The sequence below is a fragment of the Halovulum marinum genome (assembly GCF_009697225.1).
Classification (GTDB): Bacteria; Pseudomonadota; Alphaproteobacteria; order Rhodobacterales; family Rhodobacteraceae; genus Halovulum; species Halovulum marinum.
On the sequence record NZ_WIND01000007.1, the window covers coordinates 168,842 to 185,293 of the forward strand.

Sequence of the window (16,452 nt, forward strand, 5' to 3'; positions counted from 1 at the left end):
GCCGGCGCCGCGCTCAGCGCTCCGGCACGACCTTCAGATGGCCCCGGCGCGGTCGGCTGACCATCGGTGCGGGATTGTCGATCACCTCGCGCAGCGAGGGCGCGCCGCTGAATCCGGCCGCCGGCTCGGCGAAACCGGGCAGGGCGCCGGGCGCCTCGCCGTCGCCGGCGAAGCCGTGAACGACGGTGATGCGATGCGCCTCGATGCCGAAGTTGACCGGGGTGCGGACCGGGATGCGTTCGGTCACCGCGCAGCCCAGGATGCGGGTCACCTCGCCGAAGTCGCTGCGCAGCGGCAGCAGCAGCATCTGGCCGCGCATCGGCCGGCCCTGCGCGTCGGCCGCCAGCAGATCCAGCTCCAGCACCGCCGGCGCCGACAGCACCGCGGTGATGTGGCTGCGGAACGCCTCGCGGTGCGGCGAGTCGATCAGCGCCTCGGGCGGCATGCCGCGCACCTCCATGCCCATCATCTCGCACAGCGCCAGGCCGCCCAGCCGGACCCGGATCTGGTCCGGCCCAAGCTGCTCGAGGATGAACATGTGCTCCAGCACGTCCTCGAACCGCCGGGGGTCCAGCTCGGAGCGGTAGGGGGCGATGCGATCGGCGCGAAGGTCTTCCCAATATGCGCGCAACTTGGTCAGAGCGTCAGTATTCATGTCGTCTGAATGCCTTGTTTACTGTTCTACCGCCCTTCAGCGCTTTCGGACCACGCGATACGCCGCCGTCCCGATCCGAGGGCACATCCGGATACTCATCGGATGCAGCTCAAATTCTAAGACAGTTTTAAGCATTTGCAACGAGTCGCGTTAAGGATTGCTTAACGGAGGCGGGGCAGGCACAAACGGCGCGCGACAAAGGGGGGCAGATGGCGCTCAGATCGATGACCGGTTTCGCCGCGCATGGCGGACAGACCGAGGCCGCCGAATGGCAGTGGGAGGCACGCAGCGTCAACGCCCGCGGTCTGGACCTGCGCGTGCGCCTGCCCGACGGGCTGGACGCGCTGGAGCCGAAGCTGCGCGCCGCGGCGCAGGCGCGGCTGACCCGCGGCAGCGTCCAGGTGTCGCTGCGGGTGACGCAGTCCGAGGGCGCCGCCGCGCTGCAGCTCGACGAGGCGGTGCTGGACCGCGCGCTGCAGGCCGCGGCCCAGGTCGCCCGCGCCGCCGAGCGTGCCGGGGTGGCGCTTGCCCCGGTATCGACCGGCGAGGTGCTGGGGCTGCGCGGGGTGATCGATCCGGGCCGCGCCCCCGACCGCATGGGCGCGTTGGCCGAGGCGATCGGCGCCGACATTCCGGCGCTGTTCGCCGCGCTCGACACCGCCCGCGCCGCCGAGGGCCGCGCGCTGGAGGCGGTGCTGGGCCAGCAGATCGACACCGTCGAGACGCTGGTCGCCCGCGCCCGCGAGACCGCCGAGGCCCGCGCCGCGCGCCAGGGCGCGCTGCTGCGGGGCCGCGTCGCGACGCTGCTGGCGTCGCAGGACCGGATCGACGAGGACCGGCTGGCGCAGGAACTGGCGCTGCTGGCGGTCAAGGCCGACATCACCGAGGAACTGGACCGGCTGACCGGCCATGTCGCCGCCGCCCGCGCGCTGCTGGACGAGGCCGGCGCGGTGGGCCGCAAGCTCGACTTCCTGTGCCAGGAATTCAATCGCGAGGCGAACACCCTGTGCTCCAAGGCGCAGGACGGTGCGCTGACCGCGATCGGGCTGGAGCTGAAGGTGGTGATCGACCAGATGCGCGAACAGTGCCAGAACGTGGAGTGATCCGCCCGTGACCCCGCCCGTGACCCCGCCCGAGCGCACGACCCCCAAGACCGCCGCCCAGCCCCGGACAGCCGCGCGGCGCGGGCTGCTGATCATCCTTTCGTCGCCCTCGGGCGCGGGCAAGTCGACGCTGTCGCGCCGGCTGCGCGACTGGGACCCCGAGGTTACCTTCTCGGTCTCGGCCACCACCCGCAAACCGCGCCCGGGCGAGGTCGACGGCAAGGACTACCACTTCCTGACCGAGGCGGCGTTCCGCCAGCAGGTTTCCGAGGGCGGGATGCTGGAACACGCGCGCGTGTTCGGCAACCATTACGGCTCGCCGCGCGGCCCGGTCGAGGACGCGGTGAACGCCGGGCGGGACGTTCTGTTCGACATCGACTGGCAGGGCGGGCAGCAGATCCGCAACAGCGCGCTGGGGCGGCTGGTGGTGTCGATCTTCCTGCTGCCGCCGTCGATCGCCGAGCTGGAGGCGCGGCTGCGCGCCCGCGGCCAGGACGACGACGCGGTGATCGCCGACCGGATGCGCAAGAGCCGCGACGAGATCAGCCACTGGGCCGAGTACGATTACGTGTTCGTCAACGACGATCTCGACGCCTGCGAGCGCCAGCTGCGCGCGGTGATCTCGGTCGAGCGGCAGCGGCGCGAATGCGTGCCGGGGCTGGTCGGCCACGTGCAGGCGCTGAACGAGGAATTCGACCGCCGCGAAGGCTGAAGGAGGATTGCCGTGACCGGACTCTACGATCTCGAGGGCGTCAGCCCGCACCTGCCCGAGGACGGCGACGTCTGGGTCGCCCCCGGCGCCGCGGTGATCGGCGACGTGGTGATGGAAAGCGGCAGCTCGGTGTGGTTCAACGCCGTGCTGCGCGGCGACAACGAGCGGATCCGCCTCGGCGCCGGCTCGAACATCCAGGAATGCTCGGTGCTGCACACCGATCCGGGCTTTCCGCTGACCATCGGCGCGAACTGCACCATCGGCCACCGCGCCATCCTGCACGGCTGCACAGTCGGCGACGGCGCGTTGATCGGCATGGGCGCGACGGTGCTGAACGGCGCGGTGATCGGCGCCGGCAGCCTGATCGGCGCCGGCGCACTGATCACCGAGGGCAAGATCATCCCGCCCGGCAGCCTGGTGATGGGCGCGCCCGGCAAGGTCGTGCGCGAGCTGGACGCGGCGGCGCGGCAGGGGCTGCTGGACTCGGCCGGGAAATACCGGCAGAACATGCGCCGGTTCCGCGCCGGGATGACGCCGGCGATGCTGCGGGCGTGAGCGCCGCAGGCATCGCGCGGCAGTGGCGGTGCGGTCGGCGGGTCCGGTCGACGCCACGCGCGCGGCGCGCCGCGGCGGTGCAGTCAGGCCGGCAGGCCCGCCACCTCCAGCGACAGCCCGTCGTCGCGCATCTGGCGGCGCAGCACGACGCCGTGATCGGCCAGCATCTGGCCCATCAGCAGGAACTGCACCTCGGCCGGGGCCAGGTGCGGCGGCGGCGGGTGGCCTGCGGCCACCGCCCACAACGACTCGATGTCGCGCAGCCGCGGCGCGGCGGTGTCGATGCGGAAGCGGCGCTCGTCGGCCGCCACCTGCACGTCGCCGCCCAGCGGCAGCGCCGCCTCCTGGCACAGCAGCGCCAGCAGCAGCAGCTTGGCGGTGTGCCGCGGCAACTGCGGGCCGCCGGCGGCGATGGCGATCCGGGTGCGCCCGCCGCCCAGCATCGCGTCGACGCCGGCGCGCAGGTCGGCGACCGGCACCCGGGTGCCCGGCGGCGCCGCGCCGAAGGCGATGCGGAAGCAGCGCAGCCGCGCCGACGCCGAATTGACACTGTCGCCGATCAGGCCAAGTTCCGGCGAGCCGGCGCCGGTGGTCTCGGCCAGCAGTTCGACGCCGTTCGAGATCGCGCCGATCGGGCTGATCAGGTCGTGGCAGATGCGGGTGCTGACCAGCGCCGAGACGTCGGCGCCGCTGAGGGCGCCGTTGAGGCCGGGGCGGCTCATCCGCGGCCCCGCCGCACCGAGGAGGCGGCATGAACCAGTTTCTGGAACCCGGCATGCTGGTCCGTCATCCGGACCGTCCGGACTGGGGGCTGGGCCAGGTGCAGTCGGTCATCGGCGACCGGATAACGGTGAACTTCGAGCATGTGGGCAAAATCGTGATCAATGGACGGAACGTGGTCCTGCTGCCCGAGACTGACCCGAACGCGGGTTGAGGTCAATGATCGCTCAACAACCTTAACGAGACATTAACGACCCGCGCGGCGTCGGCGGGCACAGCGGTTGCCTCGCGTCCGGCTGTCGCATATGCACGGGAACGCGCGCGCGCCGGTGTGGCGCTGGTATGGACCGGGCGCGCGTCTCCGCCGCCGCGGAGCCGAGACGCGTTGACCGGGAAGGGCAGATGGAACTCGACGCAAGCCGTTTCGACATCAGGCTGGCCGCAAACGACGCCGAGGTCGCGGCGGCACAGCGCCTGCGCTATCGCGTCTTCGTCGAGGAAATGGGCGCGCCCGCCGCCGACGCCGACCACGCCCGGCGGCTGGAGAAGGACCGGTTCGATCCGCATTTCGACCACCTGATCATGATCGACCGGCAGCGCGCGGCGGACGATCCGCTGGACCGGGTGGTGGGGGTCTACCGGCTGCTGCCGGGCGAGCGTGCGCGCCAGGCCGGCGGGTTCTACGGCGCGTCCGAATACGATCTGAGCCCGCTCGAGGCACAGCCGCGCCGGACGCTGGAGCTGGGCCGCTCCTGCGTCGCCGCGGACTACCGCGGCAGCGCCGCGATGCACCTGATGTGGACCGCGCTGGCGCGCTACGTGACCGAGCGCGAGATCGAGATCCTGTTCGGCGTCGCCTCGTTCCACGGCACCGACCCCGAGGCGGTGGCGCCGGCGCTCAGCTATCTGCACCACCGTCACCTGGCGCCGCCCGACCTGCGGGTGCGGGCGCAGCCCGAGGGCTTCGTGGCGATGGACCGGCTGCCGCCGGCGGCGCTGGATGCGCGCGCGGCGGTGCGGCAGATCCCGAACCTGATCAAGGCCTACCTGCGGCTGGGCGGCTTCGTCGGCGAGGGCGCCTTCGTCGATCGCGACTTCAACACCATCGACGTCTGCCTGCTGATGGACACCGCGCGCATGGTCGGCAAGTACAAGACCCTCTACGCCGGCGGCGCGCACGCGGCATGAGCGTGACCTGGAACCAGGCCGAGCCGCCGCCGCTGCGCCGGCCGCGCGCGGCCGAGCGGCTGCGCATGGCGCTGCGGCTGCTGGCGCTGTTCGCCGTGACCTATGCCGGCATCGTGTTCGTGGTGCTGTTCAACCTGCTCGAGCGGCTGGCGCCGCTGGGCGTGGCGCACCGGATCACCTGCCTGTGGGGACGGATCTGCCTGTCGCTGTGCGGCGTGCGGGTGCGGCGCGTCGGCCGGCCGATGACGCACCGCGGCGCGGTGGTGGCGAACCACGCCGGCTGGATCGACATCTTCGCGCTGCTGGCGGCGGACCGGGTCTACTTCGTCTCCAAGGCCGAGGTCGCCGGCTGGCCGCTGGTGGGCTGGCTGTCACGGCAGATCGGCACCGTCTACATCGACCGGCGGCGCACCGCGGCGCGGCGGCAGCGCGACCAGCTGGCCGAGCGGCTGCTGGCCGGCGACCGGCTGGCGTTCTTCCCCGAGGGTACCTCGAGCGACGGGCGCCGGGTGCTGCCGTTCCGCTCGACGATCTTCGCCGCGTTCGAGACGCCCGCGTTGCGCAAGGCGCTGTGGGTACAGCCGGTGACGCTGGTCTACCACCCGGCGCCGGACCTGCCGCGCAGCTTCTACGGCTGGTGGGGCGAGATGGGGCTGAAGGAGCATCTGACGGCGGTGTTCGCGCTGTCGCGCGGCGCCGAGGTCGAGGTGATCCACCACGCGCCGCTGCGTGTCGACGCCTATCCCGACCGCAAGGCGCTGGCGCGCGCCTGCGAGGCGGCGGTGCGCCGCGGCATGGAGCAGGCGCTGGCCCGCGCCGGCGAGGCGCTGCCCGGCTGATCCGGCGGCGGCGCTGGCGCGCCAGGTCGCTTCTCCCCGGTTCCGCCGTGCGGCGCAACCGGGGCCCCGCCGCCGGTTGCCGTCGCCCGCCCGGTGCGCCATGCGCCGGCGAGCGGGCCGGGCCGTGCCCGACGGGCGAGCCCCGCAGCGGCGGCCGGCGTCAGTCGCCGAAATGCGCCGCCAGCCGCCGGACCGCCGCCAGCGGGCCGTCGGCGGCGGCCCAGACCTCCTGCCCGAGGCACAGGAAGTCCGCGTGCGGCGCGACCGCGTCCAGCGCCGCCTCGGTCAGCCCGCCCTCGGCGACCGCCGGCACCTCGATCATCTCGGCCCACCAGGCGAACAGCTCCGGCGCGGCGGCGCTGCCGTCGCCCAGCGTCTCGGAGGGCGTCACCGGGCCGAAGGCGACATAGTCGGCGCCGATCTCGCCGGCGGTCATCGCCGCGTGGCGCGAGGTGCCGCAGAAGGCGCCGACGATGGCGTCCTTGCCCAGCGCCTTGCGCACCTCGCGCACCCGGCGCGCGCCGTCGGTCAGGTGCACCCCGTCCAGGCCCAGGCGTTCGGCCAGCCGGTGGTGGTCGTCGATCACCACCGGGATGTCGCGCGCGTGACCGAAGGCGCGCAGCAGGTCGCCGGCGCGGCCGAGCACATCCTCGTCGCGGCTGGCCAGCGCCAGCCGCAGGCAGGCCGGCGGCACCGCGTCGCAGACCTGCGCCAGCAGGTCGGGAAAGCTCGACAGGTCGAACTGCGGCGGCGTCGTCAGATACAGCTTCGGCGGCTCGGCGTCGGACATGGCGCATCCCTTCTTCTGAACGGACCGTTCATATCGCCGGGCCCGGCCCGGGTCCAGCGCGGGCGTGCCGGCGGCGGCGAAACCTTGCGGGCGGGAGGAGGGCGCGATCCGGCGGTCCGCGGGGGGGGGCCTGGCGGCCTGTCGCGGACTGCGGGCTTGGGCGCCGGGCGCGACCGGCGCATCCGGCCGGCGTCCATGCGCCGGGGCTTCGCGCCGCCTGCCACCAGCCGGGCGGCACGGCCCGATCCGGGGCCCGGCAGGTGCGTCTCCGGCGGCGCGGCGCTGCCGGACGCCATCTCCAGGCGCAGCGCGCTGCCGGCGTGGAAGTGCCCGGCCTCGGCGCTGTCCAGCCGGGGCCAGTGCGACCGCTGCCCGGCCTCGAGCAGGTGGTAGATCGGCAGGCCCGCCGGCCGCGTGCCGGGCGCCGCCGCGGCGCGCCAGCTCTCGCGGTGCCAGCCGCCCTCGGGGTGCGGCGCCGGCTCCGGTTTCCGCCGGTCGATGAGCTCGCGCGTGTCCATGCGCCGGCCTCATGCCGCGGCGAAATCGACTCGGAACCGGCTTGCGTCCCGGTCGTTGGGTGGTGACGCAACAATCTTACGAAAGGTCACAGATGAACCGTATTGCCGTTTCCGCCGCCGCGATGATGCTTGCCGCCGCGCCCGTTCTGGCCGACAGCCACGATCTGGGCGAGAACCTCGAGAACGCGGCCGAAAGCGCCGTGAACAGCGCGCAGAACACCGCCGAGAATGCCGAGACCATGGCCGAGAATGCCGCCGGGATGACCGACGCCGAACTGATCCGCACCCGCGACATCACCGGCGGCGAGGTCTATTCGCTGGCCGAGGGCGAGGTCTGGGACGAGACCTCCCGCTTCAACGCCGTCGGCGACGGCTGGAACGATATCGGCGAGATCGAGGACATCGTGCTGTCGCGCGACGGTCAGCTGAAGGGCGTCGTCGCCGAGATCGGCGGCTTTCTGGACATCGCCGACAAGCACGTGATGCTCGAGGTCACCGACATGCAGCTGGTCCCGGTGGACGACAGGGAGTACGCCATCGTCACCCGCATGACCGAGGAAGAGCTGGAGCAGCTTCCGGAAATGGACGAAGGCTTCTGGGAGTAACCTGACCAGAGTGCCCCGCTTGAACTAAGTGCTTCTGATCTGCCCCGCCGGGATCGCCCGGCGGGGCATTTCGTTGTTTACGTAGGTCCGCGATGGGGGCGACGGTTCTATGGCTTCTTCCGTGAAGCGTGCGCTGCGCGAATGCCCGGCCTATCCGGCAGTTCAGAGATGGTTGTTTTCGCTAACGGCCATCTCGCTGGGTTCGAGTGACGTGCTCGGCGGTATTCGGCAGAGCCTCAGTCTGTCGTCAAGCCCGCGCTGGAAAGGTGACGCAGGAAGTGGTTCTGCTCGTCTGGATTGGCGTAGGGAACGAAGTCTCTCGCATGCGACAGGGTGTATCGGCTACTGGCGCGGCGAACCTCTTGTACCGTTACCTGCGCATCGTCGTCGCGGCCCAGGGCAGCATAGCACGCCGCGGTTTGGGCCAGCGCGTTGGCATGTCGGGGTTGTGACGTGCGCGCCCGCTCAAGATGCCCGATAGCCTCGGCGTAGCGGTGCAGATTGAACAGCGCTCGGCCGTAGAAAACATGGTATAATTCCGGATAATGCGGGTTCAGTTTCATTGTCTGGTCCAGGTTCTCTATCGCCTCGGCCGAACATCCGGCATAGGTCATCGAGAAGGCAAACATGCTGCGAAGCTGTGCGCTACCGGGATTGGCCTCAAGCGCGCGCCGCTGTTCGGCTAGTCCGCGCTCGAAAGCGTGGTCTCGCCACATGTATACCCACCCCAGAACAGCATGCGCGAACGGTTCTCGCGGACCGGCGCCAACCGCGGCAATAGCTGCCGCGCGAGCCTGGTCGAGCGCGGCCCTAGTGTTTTCCGCCCAAGCATTCGACGCTTCCGATATGTGTGTCCAGGCAATCAGCGCATGGGCGCGGGGAAACCCGGCGTCGCATGCCAGCGCGCGTTCGGCCTCGGCCCTAGCCGCGCGAACCTCGTCACATCCCATAAGGAAGTTCAGTTCGGCTGCGCGTAGGAAATGGTCGTAGGCACTCACCGTGGCTTCGCTTTTTTGGTACGAACGTAGGTGTTGATTGTGAGTGATTTCCCCAACAAGCGTGTTGACGATAAGCAGGGAAATCTCGTCCTGAACTTCGAAGATATCCTTGATATGCCTGTCGTAGCGATCCGACCATAACTCGTTGCCGGCGTGCGGATCGATCAGGCGTGCGGTGACACGAATACGGTCCCCTGCGCGCCGCACCGACCCCTCGGCGATATAGTGCACGTTCAACTCAGTGGCGATTTGCTGCGTGGACACATTGCTTCCGCGATAGGCGAACGAGGAGTGCCGGGCGATGACGAACAATTCGTCGTAGCGCGACAGATCGGTGATGATGTCATCCGTCATTCCGTCTGAAAAATAGGCCTGTTCCGGATCACCCGACAGATTCTGAAACGGAAGTACCGCGACCGAGGGCTTCTCGGGCAGTGCGCCGCGCGCCGTTTCGTCGGTGCGGATCAACGCCTCGAAGCGGAAACCACGACGTTGGATCGTCTTGATAACCTGCTGGGCCGTTCCGTTATCGCCAAGCGCTGCGCGCGCTGCGTTGATCCGGCTGGCGATGGCACTGTCCGAGACGATGCGTCCCCGCCAGACATGTTCAATCAATTCGTCGCGCGTAACGATCTCCCCCGCATGTGCAGCAAGGTAGCCGATCAGGTCCAATACCTGGGGCTCCACCGCGACAACGGCACCGTCCCGAAGAAGTTCGCCCCGAAGCGGGTCGAGCCTGAAATCGAGGAAACTGATTGCCCCATGCCCGTCCATCTCCGGATTGGACCACGCTACCTGATCGTCCTCAAGGAAAATGGACGAAAGCGTGACAGCTTCCCAAAACCGCCTGAAAGTATTCGATCAGCGCGACTGGCAAGGTGATGCCACCGGCGATGTCGCCGGAGCACCACATACAGGAGGACACCATGCACGGCCGCGATGAGTATGTTTTCAGGCATGCATTCCGGATTGCCGAGCGCCACGAGCGGTACGGCCGTACCCTTCAATCCGATGAGCTAAAGCGCCAGGTGTTCGCGCTTGGAGCCAAGTTCCGCCAGGGCATCCGGGCGGTGTCGGCGGTGTTCGGGGCCCGTCCGAACACTGAACCGCAGGACCCGAACACGCATCCTTGATTTCCGGACGGCGGGCGCGATGCGGCCCGCCGAAGTTTTGCAAGCCGATTCAGCCCTTGAGGATCGAACGGCCCGCGTAGATCGCGGTGTCGTCCAGCATCTCCTCGATGCGGATCAGCTGGTTGTACTTCGCCAGCCGGTCCGAGCGGCTCAGCGAGCCGGTCTTGATCTGCCCGCAGTTGGTGGCGACGGCGAGGTCGGCGATGGTGGCGTCCTCGGTCTCGCCCGAGCGGTGGCTCATCACGCAGGTGAAGCGCGCGCGGTGGGCCATGTCCACCGCCTCCAGCGTCTCGGTCAGCGAACCGATCTGGTTTACCTTCACCAGCAGCGAGTTGCCGCAGCCCCTGGCGATGCCGTCGGCCAGCCGGCGCGAGTTGGTCACGAACAGATCGTCGCCCACCAGCTGCACGGTGTCGCCCAGCTTGTCGGTCAGGATCTTCCAGCCGTCCCAGTCGTCCTCGGCCATGCCGTCCTCGATCGAGATGATCGGGAACTTGCCGACCAGCGCCGCCAGGTAGTCGGCGTTCTGGCCCGAATCCAGCTTCTTGCCCTCGCCCTTCATGTCGTAGACGCCGTCCGCGAAATACTCGGTCGCGGCGCAGTCCAGCGCCAGGTAGATGTCCTCGCCCGGACGGTAGCCGGCCTTCTCGACCGAGCGCATGATGAAGCCCAGCGCCTCGTCGGTGCTGCTCAGCCCCGGCGCGAAGCCGCCCTCGTCGCCGATGCCGGTGTTGTGGCCGGCGTCAGACAGCTCCTTCTTCAGCGTGTGGAAGATCTCCGAGCCCATGCGCACCGCCTCGCGGATGTCCGGGGCGGACACGGGCATGATCATGAACTCCTGGATGTCGATCGGGTTGTCGGCATGCTCGCCGCCGTTGATGATGTTCATCATCGGCACCGGCAGCACGCGCGCCGAGGTGCCGCCGACGTACCGGTACAGCGGCTGCTCCAGCCAGGCGGCGGCGGCCTTGGCGCAGGCCAGGCTGACGCCGAGGATGGCGTTGGCGCCGACGCGGCCCTTGTTGTCGGTGCCGTCCAGCGCGATCATCGCGCTGTCGATCGCCACCTGGTCGGTGACGTCGAAACCGACCAGCGCGTCGGCGATCTCCATGTTAGCGGCCTCGACCGCCTTCAGCACGCCCTTGCCCTTGTAGCGGTCCTTGTCGCCGTCGCGCAGTTCGACCGCCTCGTGCGCGCCGGTCGAGGCGCCCGAGGGCACGGCGGCCCGGCCCATGGTGCCGTCGTCCAGCGTCACGTCGACCTCCACCGTCGGGTTGCCCCGGCTGTCCAGGATTTCGCGGGCGGTGATGTCGATGATGGTGCTCATGTCGGCGGAACCTGTTCGGATTGGGACGAGGGCCTTGCGCGGCTTGTAGCGCAAGGGGCAGGGGGGCGCAAAACCTTTCCCCGCGTGCAGGCGACCGGGCGCGGGGAAAGGTGTCGCCGCCACGCGGGCGCGCTAGAGCGGGAACTCGCCGGTCACCACCAGGCCGCTCTCGCGCCAGTCGAAGGCGATCTTTCCGCCCGAGGCGGCGGCCAGGTTGCGGACGATCGTCGAGCCGCTGGTGCGCACCGGCGCGACCACCTTCGGGCCGCCGCGCTCGCGCCAGACGAAACGGATCGTGGTGCCGTCGGCGCCGCGCGTCTTGTCCCACTCCAGCGTGACGCGGCCGGCGTCGCTGCCCATCGCGCCGTGCTTGACCGAATTCGTCGCCAGTTCGTGCAGCGCCAGCGTGACCGGCGAGATCAGCGCCGCCGGCAGCGCCAGGTCCGGGCCGTGCAGGTCGAACTGCGGTGTTCCGCGCGGCGCGTAGGCGCCGACGATGGACTGCGCCAGCTCCCGGACCCGGGCGGCCTCGCCGCGGGGCCGGCGGATCGCCTCGATCTGTGCCGTGCCCAGCGCCGACAGGCGCTCGATCAGCAGGTTGGTCATCTCGGACTTGTCCGCGACCTCGCGGGCGGTGGCGCGGATGGTCACTGCCATCACGTTGACGATGTTGCGCAGCCGGTGCATCAGCTCCTGCTCGGCAAGCTCGCGCGCCGCGTCCTCTGCCTGCCGCCGGGCGGTGATGTCCAGCTGCGAGCCGAAGAAATAGACCAGCGCGCCGTCGGTGTCGAAGATCGGGCCGATCTGCAGCGAATTGAGGAAGGTGGCGCCGTCCTTGCGGTAGTTCAGGATCTCGACCGTGTCCACGCGCCGCGTCGCGATGATGTCGCGGACCGCGGTGACGCTCTGGCGCGTGGTGTCGGCACCCTGCAGGAAACGGCAGTTGCGGCCCAGCACCTCGTCGGCGGCATAGCCTGTCAGCGCGCAGAAGGCGTGATTTGCGAACACGATCGGATTGTTCGCCGCGGTCGGGTCGGTGAAGATCAGCGGCAGCCGCGCATGCATGATCGCCTGGACCAGCGAGCGGTCGCCGCCGAGGTCCCCGTCCGAAGGAATGTCGTTGACGCTCAAGGGGCGCCCCGCGCGGCGCCGCGCTGCAGGGCCGTCGGGCTGTCGAGAAGGATCGGGATCATGTCGATACGGGATCTGCTTGCTGCGACGGAACGGCAGTGTAACCCGCCGCGCGGTTGGCCGCAAACGCCGGGGTCCCGCGGGCACGGCGCATCCGTGCTATCCTGCGGGCCGGTAACGGAGGCAAAGATGATCGTGTGCGTGTTCCGCGCCGTCATCCATGCGGCGCGGCGGGCCGAGTTCGAGGACTTCTTCCGCAATACCGCGATCCCGCTGATGCGGGCGCAGGACCGGCTGCTGTCGCTGACCGCCGGGCTGCCGCGCCCCGAGACGCCGGACGAGTTCTGCATGGTGATGGTCTGACGCGACGTCGCCGCGCTGGCCGCGTTCGCCGGCCCCGACTGGCGCCAGCCGCACATCGACCCGTCCGGGACGGGCGTGGTGAAGGAGCGGCACCTGCACCATTACGAGATGTCCGAGGCCTGAGCCCCCTTGTCGCCGCCGTCTTCGGTTTCCGCGCCGTGCAACCGCGCCAGCAATCCGGCGAGCGTCGCGATCTGCTGTGCCGTCAGCCGGTCCTCGATGCCGGCGCGCATCTCGGCGGCATAGACCGGCCACATCCGCGCCCGCATCGCCGCGCCCGCTTCGGTGATCGCCACGATCTGCCCGCGCGCGTCGTCCGGCGCCCGGCGGCGCTCGACCAGACCGGCGTTCTCGATCCGGTCCAGCAGCCGCGAGATCCCGTATTGCGGCAGCAGCAGCCGCCGGGTCAGCGCCAGCGGGCGCAGCCCGTCCGGGCCGGCGCGTTCGATCTGAAGCAGCGCGTCGTACCAGCCCAGCGGCGGCAGGCCCTCGGCCTTCAGCCGCGCCTCGATCCGGTCCTGCATTCGCCGGCTGGCGCTGACCAGCCCGGTCCAGGCCCGCTGGGTGTCTGCGGCGACGTCGAAGACGGTGTCGGTCATGGTCACGACTGGATCACAAAGATGCAATTGCATCAATCTTGAATTTCGGGCTGCGCAGGAATATACATGCAACTGCATATAAATTCCTGAACGGAGGCTACCATGACCCTGCACCTGATCAGCCACGCGCTTTGCCCCTTCGTGCAGCGCGCGGTGATCGCGCTGACCGAGAAGGGGGTGCCGTTCCGGCGCACCGACATCGACCTCGCCGCCAAGCCGGACTGGTTTCTCGCGCTCTCGCCGCTGGGCAAGACGCCGGTGCTGGTGGCCGGCGGCCGCCCGGTGTTCGAATCGGCGGTGATCCTCGACTACCTGGAAGAGACGCAGCCCATTCCGCTCTATCCCGCCGATCCGCTGGAGCGCGCCCGCCACCGCGCCTTCGGCGCCGTCGCCTCGGCAATCCTCGGCGACATCGCCGCGCTCTACAACGCGCCGGACGCGCAGGATTTCGACCGCAGGGCCGCGGCGCTGCGCGACCGCTTCACCCGGCTGGAGCCGGAACTGGGGCAGGGCGGCGCTTCCGGGCCCTGGTTCGCCGGCAGCGACTTCGGGCTGGTCGACGCCGCCTTCGGCCCGGTGTTCCGCTATTTCGACACCTTCGAGCGGATCGGCGCCTTCGGCATCCTCTACCAGCTGCCGCGCATCGCCGCATGGCGCGCCGCGCTGGCCGCGCGGCCCTCGGTCGCGGCGGCGGTGCGGCCGGACTACCCGCAGCTGCTGCTGCGCTTCCTCGAGGGCCGCAACAGCCACATCAGCCGCCTGATCGCGGCCGGCGCGGGCGGTGCCGCCACCGCCGCCGAATAGGCCGCCACGACCCGGAGATCCGGCCTTAACTCTGTTTCAAGAAAGTGTTCCCTTGCAAGAACATGGGGTTAAGGGGGTTTTCACGGTGAAGCGCCCTCGGTTTCACCGTGAGCCCGCCGGGTCTCAGCCGGCCCTGGCGGCGGGCGTCGCCGCGGTCTCAGCGGCTTCGTCATCGTTGCCGGCCTTCTCCGCCGCCTTGGCCGCGTCCCACAGCGCGTCCATCTCCTCCAGCGTCGCGTGCTGCGGGGTCGTGCCGCGTGCCGCCAGCGCCGCCTCGACCGCCGCGAACCGGCGGGTGAACTTGGCGTTCGCCCGCCGCAGCGCGGCCTCGGGGTCGACGTCCAGGTGCCGGCCCAGGTTGACCATCACGAACAGCAGGTCGCCGTATTCCTCCTCGACCCGCGCCTGGGTCTCATGCTCGCGCGCCTCGGCCAGCTCGCGGCATTCCTCGGCGACCTTGTCCAGCACGTCGCCCGCCTCGGTCCAGTCGAAACCGACCCGCGCCGCGCGCTTCTGCAGCTTCAGCGCCCGGGTCAGCGCCGGCAGCCCCAGCGCCACGCCGTCCAGCGCCCCGGTGCGCGCGCCGCGCCCCTCGGCAGCGCGCTCGGCGGCCTTGATCCTCTCCCAGTCGCGCACCTGGTCGTCGGCGGTCTTGTCCCGGCTCTCGTCGCCGAACACGTGCGGGTGCCGGCTGACCATCTTGTCGGCGATGCCCTTCACGATGCCGTCGAAATCGAACCGGCCCTCCTCGCGCGCCATCTGCGCGTAGTACACCACCTGTAGCAGCAGGTCGCCCAGTTCGGCCTTCACCTCGGGCCAGGATTCGCGCTCGATCGCGTCGGCGACCTCGTGCGCCTCCTCGATGGTGTAGGGGATGATGCTCCGCCAGTCCTGCTCGATGTCCCAGGGACAGCCGGTCTCGGGGTCGCGCAGCCGGGCCATGATCTCCAGCAGCCGTTCCATCCGGCCGCCGCCGTCGTGCACCAGCGCGTCGCTGTCGGTGGTCATCGCTCGATCCTCCTGCCTCGCCCGCCCCCTGATAGGCCAGCCGGGCGCGGGCCGCAAATGCCGGTTGAAGGGGCCCGGCATCGGTGGGACAACGGAGCGGACACCTGAAGGAGTATCGCCATGGCCGTTCTCAACCGCATCGCCGAGTTCCGGGACGACATGACCGCCTGGCGGCAGCACCTGCACGCCCACCCCGAGCTGATGTTCGACACCCACCAGACCGCCGCCTTCGTGGTGGAACGGCTGAGGGACTTCGGCGTCGATACGATCGAGACCGGCATCGGCCGCACCGGCGTCGTCGCGCTGATCAGGGGGCAGGCCGACGGCCCGGCGATCGGCCTGCGCGCCGACATGGATGCGCTGCCCATCGCCGAGGCGCCCGACCGGGCCTACAAGTCCACCGTGCCGGGCAAGATGCACGCCTGCGGCCACGACGGGCACACCACGATCCTGCTGGGCGCGGCCCGCTACCTGGCCGAGACCCGGAACTTCGCCGGCACCGTCGCGCTGATCTTCCAGCCCGCCGAAGAGGGCGGCGGCGGCGCGAAGGAAATGGTCGACGAAGGCCTCATGGACCGGTTCGGCATCGAGCGGGTTTTCGCGCTGCACAACTGGCCCGGCGTGCCCGTCGGCCGGATCGAGATGAACGCGGGCCCCGCGATGGCCGCCTCGGACGTGTTCACCATCACCGTGAACGGGCGCGGCGCGCATGCCGCCTATCCGCAGAATTCCATAGATCCGATCGCCGTCGGCGCGCAGATCGTGCAGGCGCTGCAGACGATCTCGGCGCGCAACCTGAGCCCGCTGGAACAGGCGGTGATCTCGGTCACCGAGTTTCATGCCGGCACCACCAACAACGTGATCCCGCCGCACGCGGTGCTGGCCGGCACCGTGCGCACCCTGGACGAGGATCTGCGTCAGCGGCTGGCGGTACGGCTCCGCGAGGTCTGCGAGGGCGTCGCCGCAGCCCAGGGCGCGACGGTCGCGATCGACTACGAGTTCGGCTATCCAGTCACCGTGAACCACGACGCCGAGGTGGCCTTCGCCGCGCAGGCCGCCGCCGACGTGGTCGGGGCCGAGAACGTCTTCGACCAGCGCCGGGCCGAGATGGGCGCCGAGGATTTCGCCTACATGCTGCAGGCCCGCCCCGGCGCCTATGTTTTCCTGGGCCAGGGCGACAGCGCGCCGCTGCACCACCCGGACTACGACTTCAACGACGAGGCGGCGCCGATCGGGGCGAGCTACTTCGTGCGTCTGGTCGAGCGCGGGCTGCCGCTGGCGCGCTGACGCCATCCGCGGCGCCGGTGGCCGGCGGGGATATTTGCGGAGGGTCTATTCCAGCTGAGTAGGTCTGAGAGCATGTTAAGGTGCTCTTATGGCTCAGAAAAACCGCTATCTGTTTCG

The 16,452-nt window shown here is 70.0% G+C and carries 20 protein-coding genes; 11 read left to right on the top strand and 9 right to left on the bottom strand.

The features are described 5' to 3' along the window. Window positions 1-13: 13 nt before the first annotated feature. Window positions 14-655 (bottom strand): PAS domain-containing protein, encoded by a 642-nt coding sequence (locus GE300_RS11370; protein WP_154446678.1) that lies wholly within the window; start codon window positions 653-655, stop codon window positions 14-16. 209 nt (window positions 656-864) lie between these two features. Between GE300_RS11370 and GE300_RS11375 the strand changes: the two genes are divergently transcribed. Genes GE300_RS11375 through GE300_RS11385 form a run of 3 tightly spaced genes read left to right on the top strand, consistent with a single transcriptional unit; the run spans window position 865 to window position 3,025 of the window. Next, on the top strand, window positions 865-1,758 hold the full coding sequence (locus tag GE300_RS11375; RefSeq protein ID WP_154446679.1) for a YicC/YloC family endoribonuclease: 894 nt from the start codon (window positions 865-867) through the stop codon (window positions 1,756-1,758). Between the two features lie 19 nt (window positions 1,759-1,777). Then, complete coding sequence (gene gmk, locus GE300_RS11380; RefSeq protein WP_325063205.1) at window positions 1,778-2,470, top strand: guanylate kinase; 693 nt, start codon at window positions 1,778-1,780, stop codon at window positions 2,468-2,470. 12 nt (window positions 2,471-2,482) lie between these two features. Continuing rightward, window positions 2,483-3,025 (top strand): gamma carbonic anhydrase family protein, encoded by a 543-nt coding sequence (locus tag GE300_RS11385; RefSeq protein WP_325063203.1) that lies wholly within the window; start codon window positions 2,483-2,485, stop codon window positions 3,023-3,025. 83 nt (window positions 3,026-3,108) lie between these two features. On the opposite strand, the gene GE300_RS11390 is transcribed toward GE300_RS11385, so the two are convergent. Further along, window positions 3,109-3,747 carry a histidine phosphotransferase family protein gene (locus GE300_RS11390; protein WP_154446680.1) on the bottom strand — a complete coding sequence of 213 codons (639 nt, stop codon included), beginning with the start codon at window positions 3,745-3,747 and terminating at the stop codon, window positions 3,109-3,111. 29 nt (window positions 3,748-3,776) lie between these two features. Between GE300_RS11390 and GE300_RS11395 the strand changes: the two genes are divergently transcribed. From GE300_RS11395 to GE300_RS11405, 3 genes are all read left to right on the top strand, one after another. Then, window positions 3,777-3,959, top strand: coding sequence for a DUF3553 domain-containing protein (locus GE300_RS11395; RefSeq protein WP_154446681.1), 183 nt, complete (start codon window positions 3,777-3,779; stop codon window positions 3,957-3,959). Between the two features lie 188 nt (window positions 3,960-4,147). Then, a complete protein-coding gene (locus GE300_RS11400) occupies window positions 4,148-4,933 on the top strand; it encodes a GNAT family N-acetyltransferase (RefSeq protein ID WP_154446682.1) in 786 nt (261 codons plus the stop codon). Further along, window positions 4,930-5,772 (top strand): lysophospholipid acyltransferase family protein, encoded by an 843-nt coding sequence (locus GE300_RS11405; protein ID WP_154446683.1) that lies wholly within the window; start codon window positions 4,930-4,932, stop codon window positions 5,770-5,772. The genes GE300_RS11400 and GE300_RS11405 overlap by 4 nt, the downstream gene beginning before the upstream one ends. A 160-nt stretch (window positions 5,773-5,932) precedes the next feature. On the opposite strand, the gene GE300_RS11410 is transcribed toward GE300_RS11405, so the two are convergent. After that, entirely contained in the window at window positions 5,933-6,562 is a 630-nt protein-coding gene (locus GE300_RS11410; protein WP_154446684.1) for a thiamine phosphate synthase, read from the bottom strand. Beyond that, a complete protein-coding gene (locus tag GE300_RS11415) occupies window positions 6,529-7,080 on the bottom strand; it encodes a cupin domain-containing protein (protein WP_154446685.1) in 552 nt (183 codons plus the stop codon). Before GE300_RS11415 ends, GE300_RS11410 begins: the two co-directional genes overlap by 34 nt. A 92-nt stretch (window positions 7,081-7,172) precedes the next feature. On the opposite strand from GE300_RS11415, the gene GE300_RS11420 reads away from it, so the two are divergent. Continuing rightward, entirely contained in the window at window positions 7,173-7,685 is a 513-nt protein-coding gene (locus GE300_RS11420) for a PRC-barrel domain-containing protein (protein ID WP_233416943.1), read from the top strand. Between the two features lie 236 nt (window positions 7,686-7,921). Here GE300_RS11420 and GE300_RS11425 read toward each other — a convergent pair whose 3' ends face one another. Further along, complete coding sequence (locus GE300_RS11425) at window positions 7,922-9,457, bottom strand: winged helix-turn-helix domain-containing tetratricopeptide repeat protein (RefSeq protein ID WP_154446686.1); 1,536 nt, start codon at window positions 9,455-9,457, stop codon at window positions 7,922-7,924. Between the two features lie 152 nt (window positions 9,458-9,609). On the opposite strand from GE300_RS11425, the gene GE300_RS11430 reads away from it, so the two are divergent. After that, a complete protein-coding gene (locus GE300_RS11430) occupies window positions 9,610-9,816 on the top strand; it encodes a hypothetical protein (protein WP_154446687.1) in 207 nt (68 codons plus the stop codon). Window positions 9,817-9,865: 49 nt separating this feature from the next. On the opposite strand, the gene eno is transcribed toward GE300_RS11430, so the two are convergent. After that, entirely contained in the window at window positions 9,866-11,143 is a 1,278-nt protein-coding gene (gene eno / locus GE300_RS11435) for a phosphopyruvate hydratase (protein ID WP_154446688.1), read from the bottom strand. A gap of 132 nt (window positions 11,144-11,275) precedes the next feature. Beyond that, window positions 11,276-12,274 carry a PAS domain-containing protein gene (locus GE300_RS11440; protein ID WP_154446689.1) on the bottom strand — a complete coding sequence of 333 codons (999 nt, stop codon included), beginning with the start codon at window positions 12,272-12,274 and terminating at the stop codon, window positions 11,276-11,278. Between the two features lie 189 nt (window positions 12,275-12,463). On the opposite strand from GE300_RS11440, the gene GE300_RS11445 reads away from it, so the two are divergent. Continuing rightward, entirely contained in the window at window positions 12,464-12,637 is a 174-nt protein-coding gene (locus GE300_RS11445; RefSeq protein ID WP_154446690.1) for a hypothetical protein, read from the top strand. 101 nt (window positions 12,638-12,738) lie between these two features. Here the strand turns inward: GE300_RS11445 and GE300_RS11450 are convergent, their stop codons facing one another. Next, on the bottom strand, window positions 12,739-13,236 hold the full coding sequence (locus GE300_RS11450; protein WP_154446691.1) for a MarR family winged helix-turn-helix transcriptional regulator: 498 nt from the start codon (window positions 13,234-13,236) through the stop codon (window positions 12,739-12,741). 102 nt (window positions 13,237-13,338) lie between these two features. Between GE300_RS11450 and GE300_RS11455 the strand changes: the two genes are divergently transcribed. Further along, the gene (locus tag GE300_RS11455) at window positions 13,339-14,040 is read left to right on the top strand and encodes a glutathione S-transferase family protein (RefSeq protein WP_154446692.1); all 702 of its coding nucleotides are present in this window, start codon (window positions 13,339-13,341) and stop codon (window positions 14,038-14,040) included. Window positions 14,041-14,163: 123 nt separating this feature from the next. Here the strand turns inward: GE300_RS11455 and mazG are convergent, their stop codons facing one another. Beyond that, on the bottom strand, window positions 14,164-15,048 hold the full coding sequence (gene mazG, locus GE300_RS11460; protein WP_154446693.1) for a nucleoside triphosphate pyrophosphohydrolase: 885 nt from the start codon (window positions 15,046-15,048) through the stop codon (window positions 14,164-14,166). Window positions 15,049-15,168: 120 nt separating this feature from the next. Between mazG and GE300_RS11465 the strand changes: the two genes are divergently transcribed. Beyond that, window positions 15,169-16,335 (top strand): M20 aminoacylase family protein, encoded by a 1,167-nt coding sequence (locus GE300_RS11465; RefSeq protein WP_154446694.1) that lies wholly within the window; start codon window positions 15,169-15,171, stop codon window positions 16,333-16,335. The last annotated feature ends 117 nt before the right edge of the window (window positions 16,336-16,452 follow it).

Coding starts and splice junctions, on each gene's coding strand:
- GE300_RS11370 (WP_154446678.1), bottom strand. CDS start 655: ATGAATACTGACGCTCTGACCAAGTTGCGCGCATATTGGGAAGACCTT.
- GE300_RS11375 (WP_154446679.1), top strand. CDS start 865: ATGGCGCTCAGATCGATGACCGGTTTCGCCGCGCATGGCGGACAGACC.
- GE300_RS11390 (WP_154446680.1), bottom strand. CDS start 3,747: ATGAGCCGCCCCGGCCTCAACGGCGCCCTCAGCGGCGCCGACGTCTCG.
- GE300_RS11395 (WP_154446681.1), top strand. CDS start 3,777: ATGAACCAGTTTCTGGAACCCGGCATGCTGGTCCGTCATCCGGACCGT.
- GE300_RS11400 (WP_154446682.1), top strand. CDS start 4,148: ATGGAACTCGACGCAAGCCGTTTCGACATCAGGCTGGCCGCAAACGAC.
- GE300_RS11405 (WP_154446683.1), top strand. CDS start 4,930: ATGAGCGTGACCTGGAACCAGGCCGAGCCGCCGCCGCTGCGCCGGCCG.
- GE300_RS11410 (WP_154446684.1), bottom strand. CDS start 6,562: ATGTCCGACGCCGAGCCGCCGAAGCTGTATCTGACGACGCCGCCGCAG.
- GE300_RS11415 (WP_154446685.1), bottom strand. CDS start 7,080: ATGGACACGCGCGAGCTCATCGACCGGCGGAAACCGGAGCCGGCGCCG.
- GE300_RS11420 (WP_233416943.1), top strand. CDS start 7,173: ATGAACCGTATTGCCGTTTCCGCCGCCGCGATGATGCTTGCCGCCGCG.
- GE300_RS11425 (WP_154446686.1), bottom strand. CDS start 9,457: ATGGACGGGCATGGGGCAATCAGTTTCCTCGATTTCAGGCTCGACCCG.
- GE300_RS11430 (WP_154446687.1), top strand. CDS start 9,610: ATGCACGGCCGCGATGAGTATGTTTTCAGGCATGCATTCCGGATTGCC.
- eno (WP_154446688.1), bottom strand. CDS start 11,143: ATGAGCACCATCATCGACATCACCGCCCGCGAAATCCTGGACAGCCGG.
- GE300_RS11445 (WP_154446690.1), top strand. CDS start 12,464: ATGATCGTGTGCGTGTTCCGCGCCGTCATCCATGCGGCGCGGCGGGCC.
- GE300_RS11450 (WP_154446691.1), bottom strand. CDS start 13,236: ATGACCGACACCGTCTTCGACGTCGCCGCAGACACCCAGCGGGCCTGG.
- GE300_RS11455 (WP_154446692.1), top strand. CDS start 13,339: ATGACCCTGCACCTGATCAGCCACGCGCTTTGCCCCTTCGTGCAGCGC.
- mazG (WP_154446693.1), bottom strand. CDS start 15,048: ATGACCACCGACAGCGACGCGCTGGTGCACGACGGCGGCGGCCGGATG.
- GE300_RS11465 (WP_154446694.1), top strand. CDS start 15,169: ATGGCCGTTCTCAACCGCATCGCCGAGTTCCGGGACGACATGACCGCC.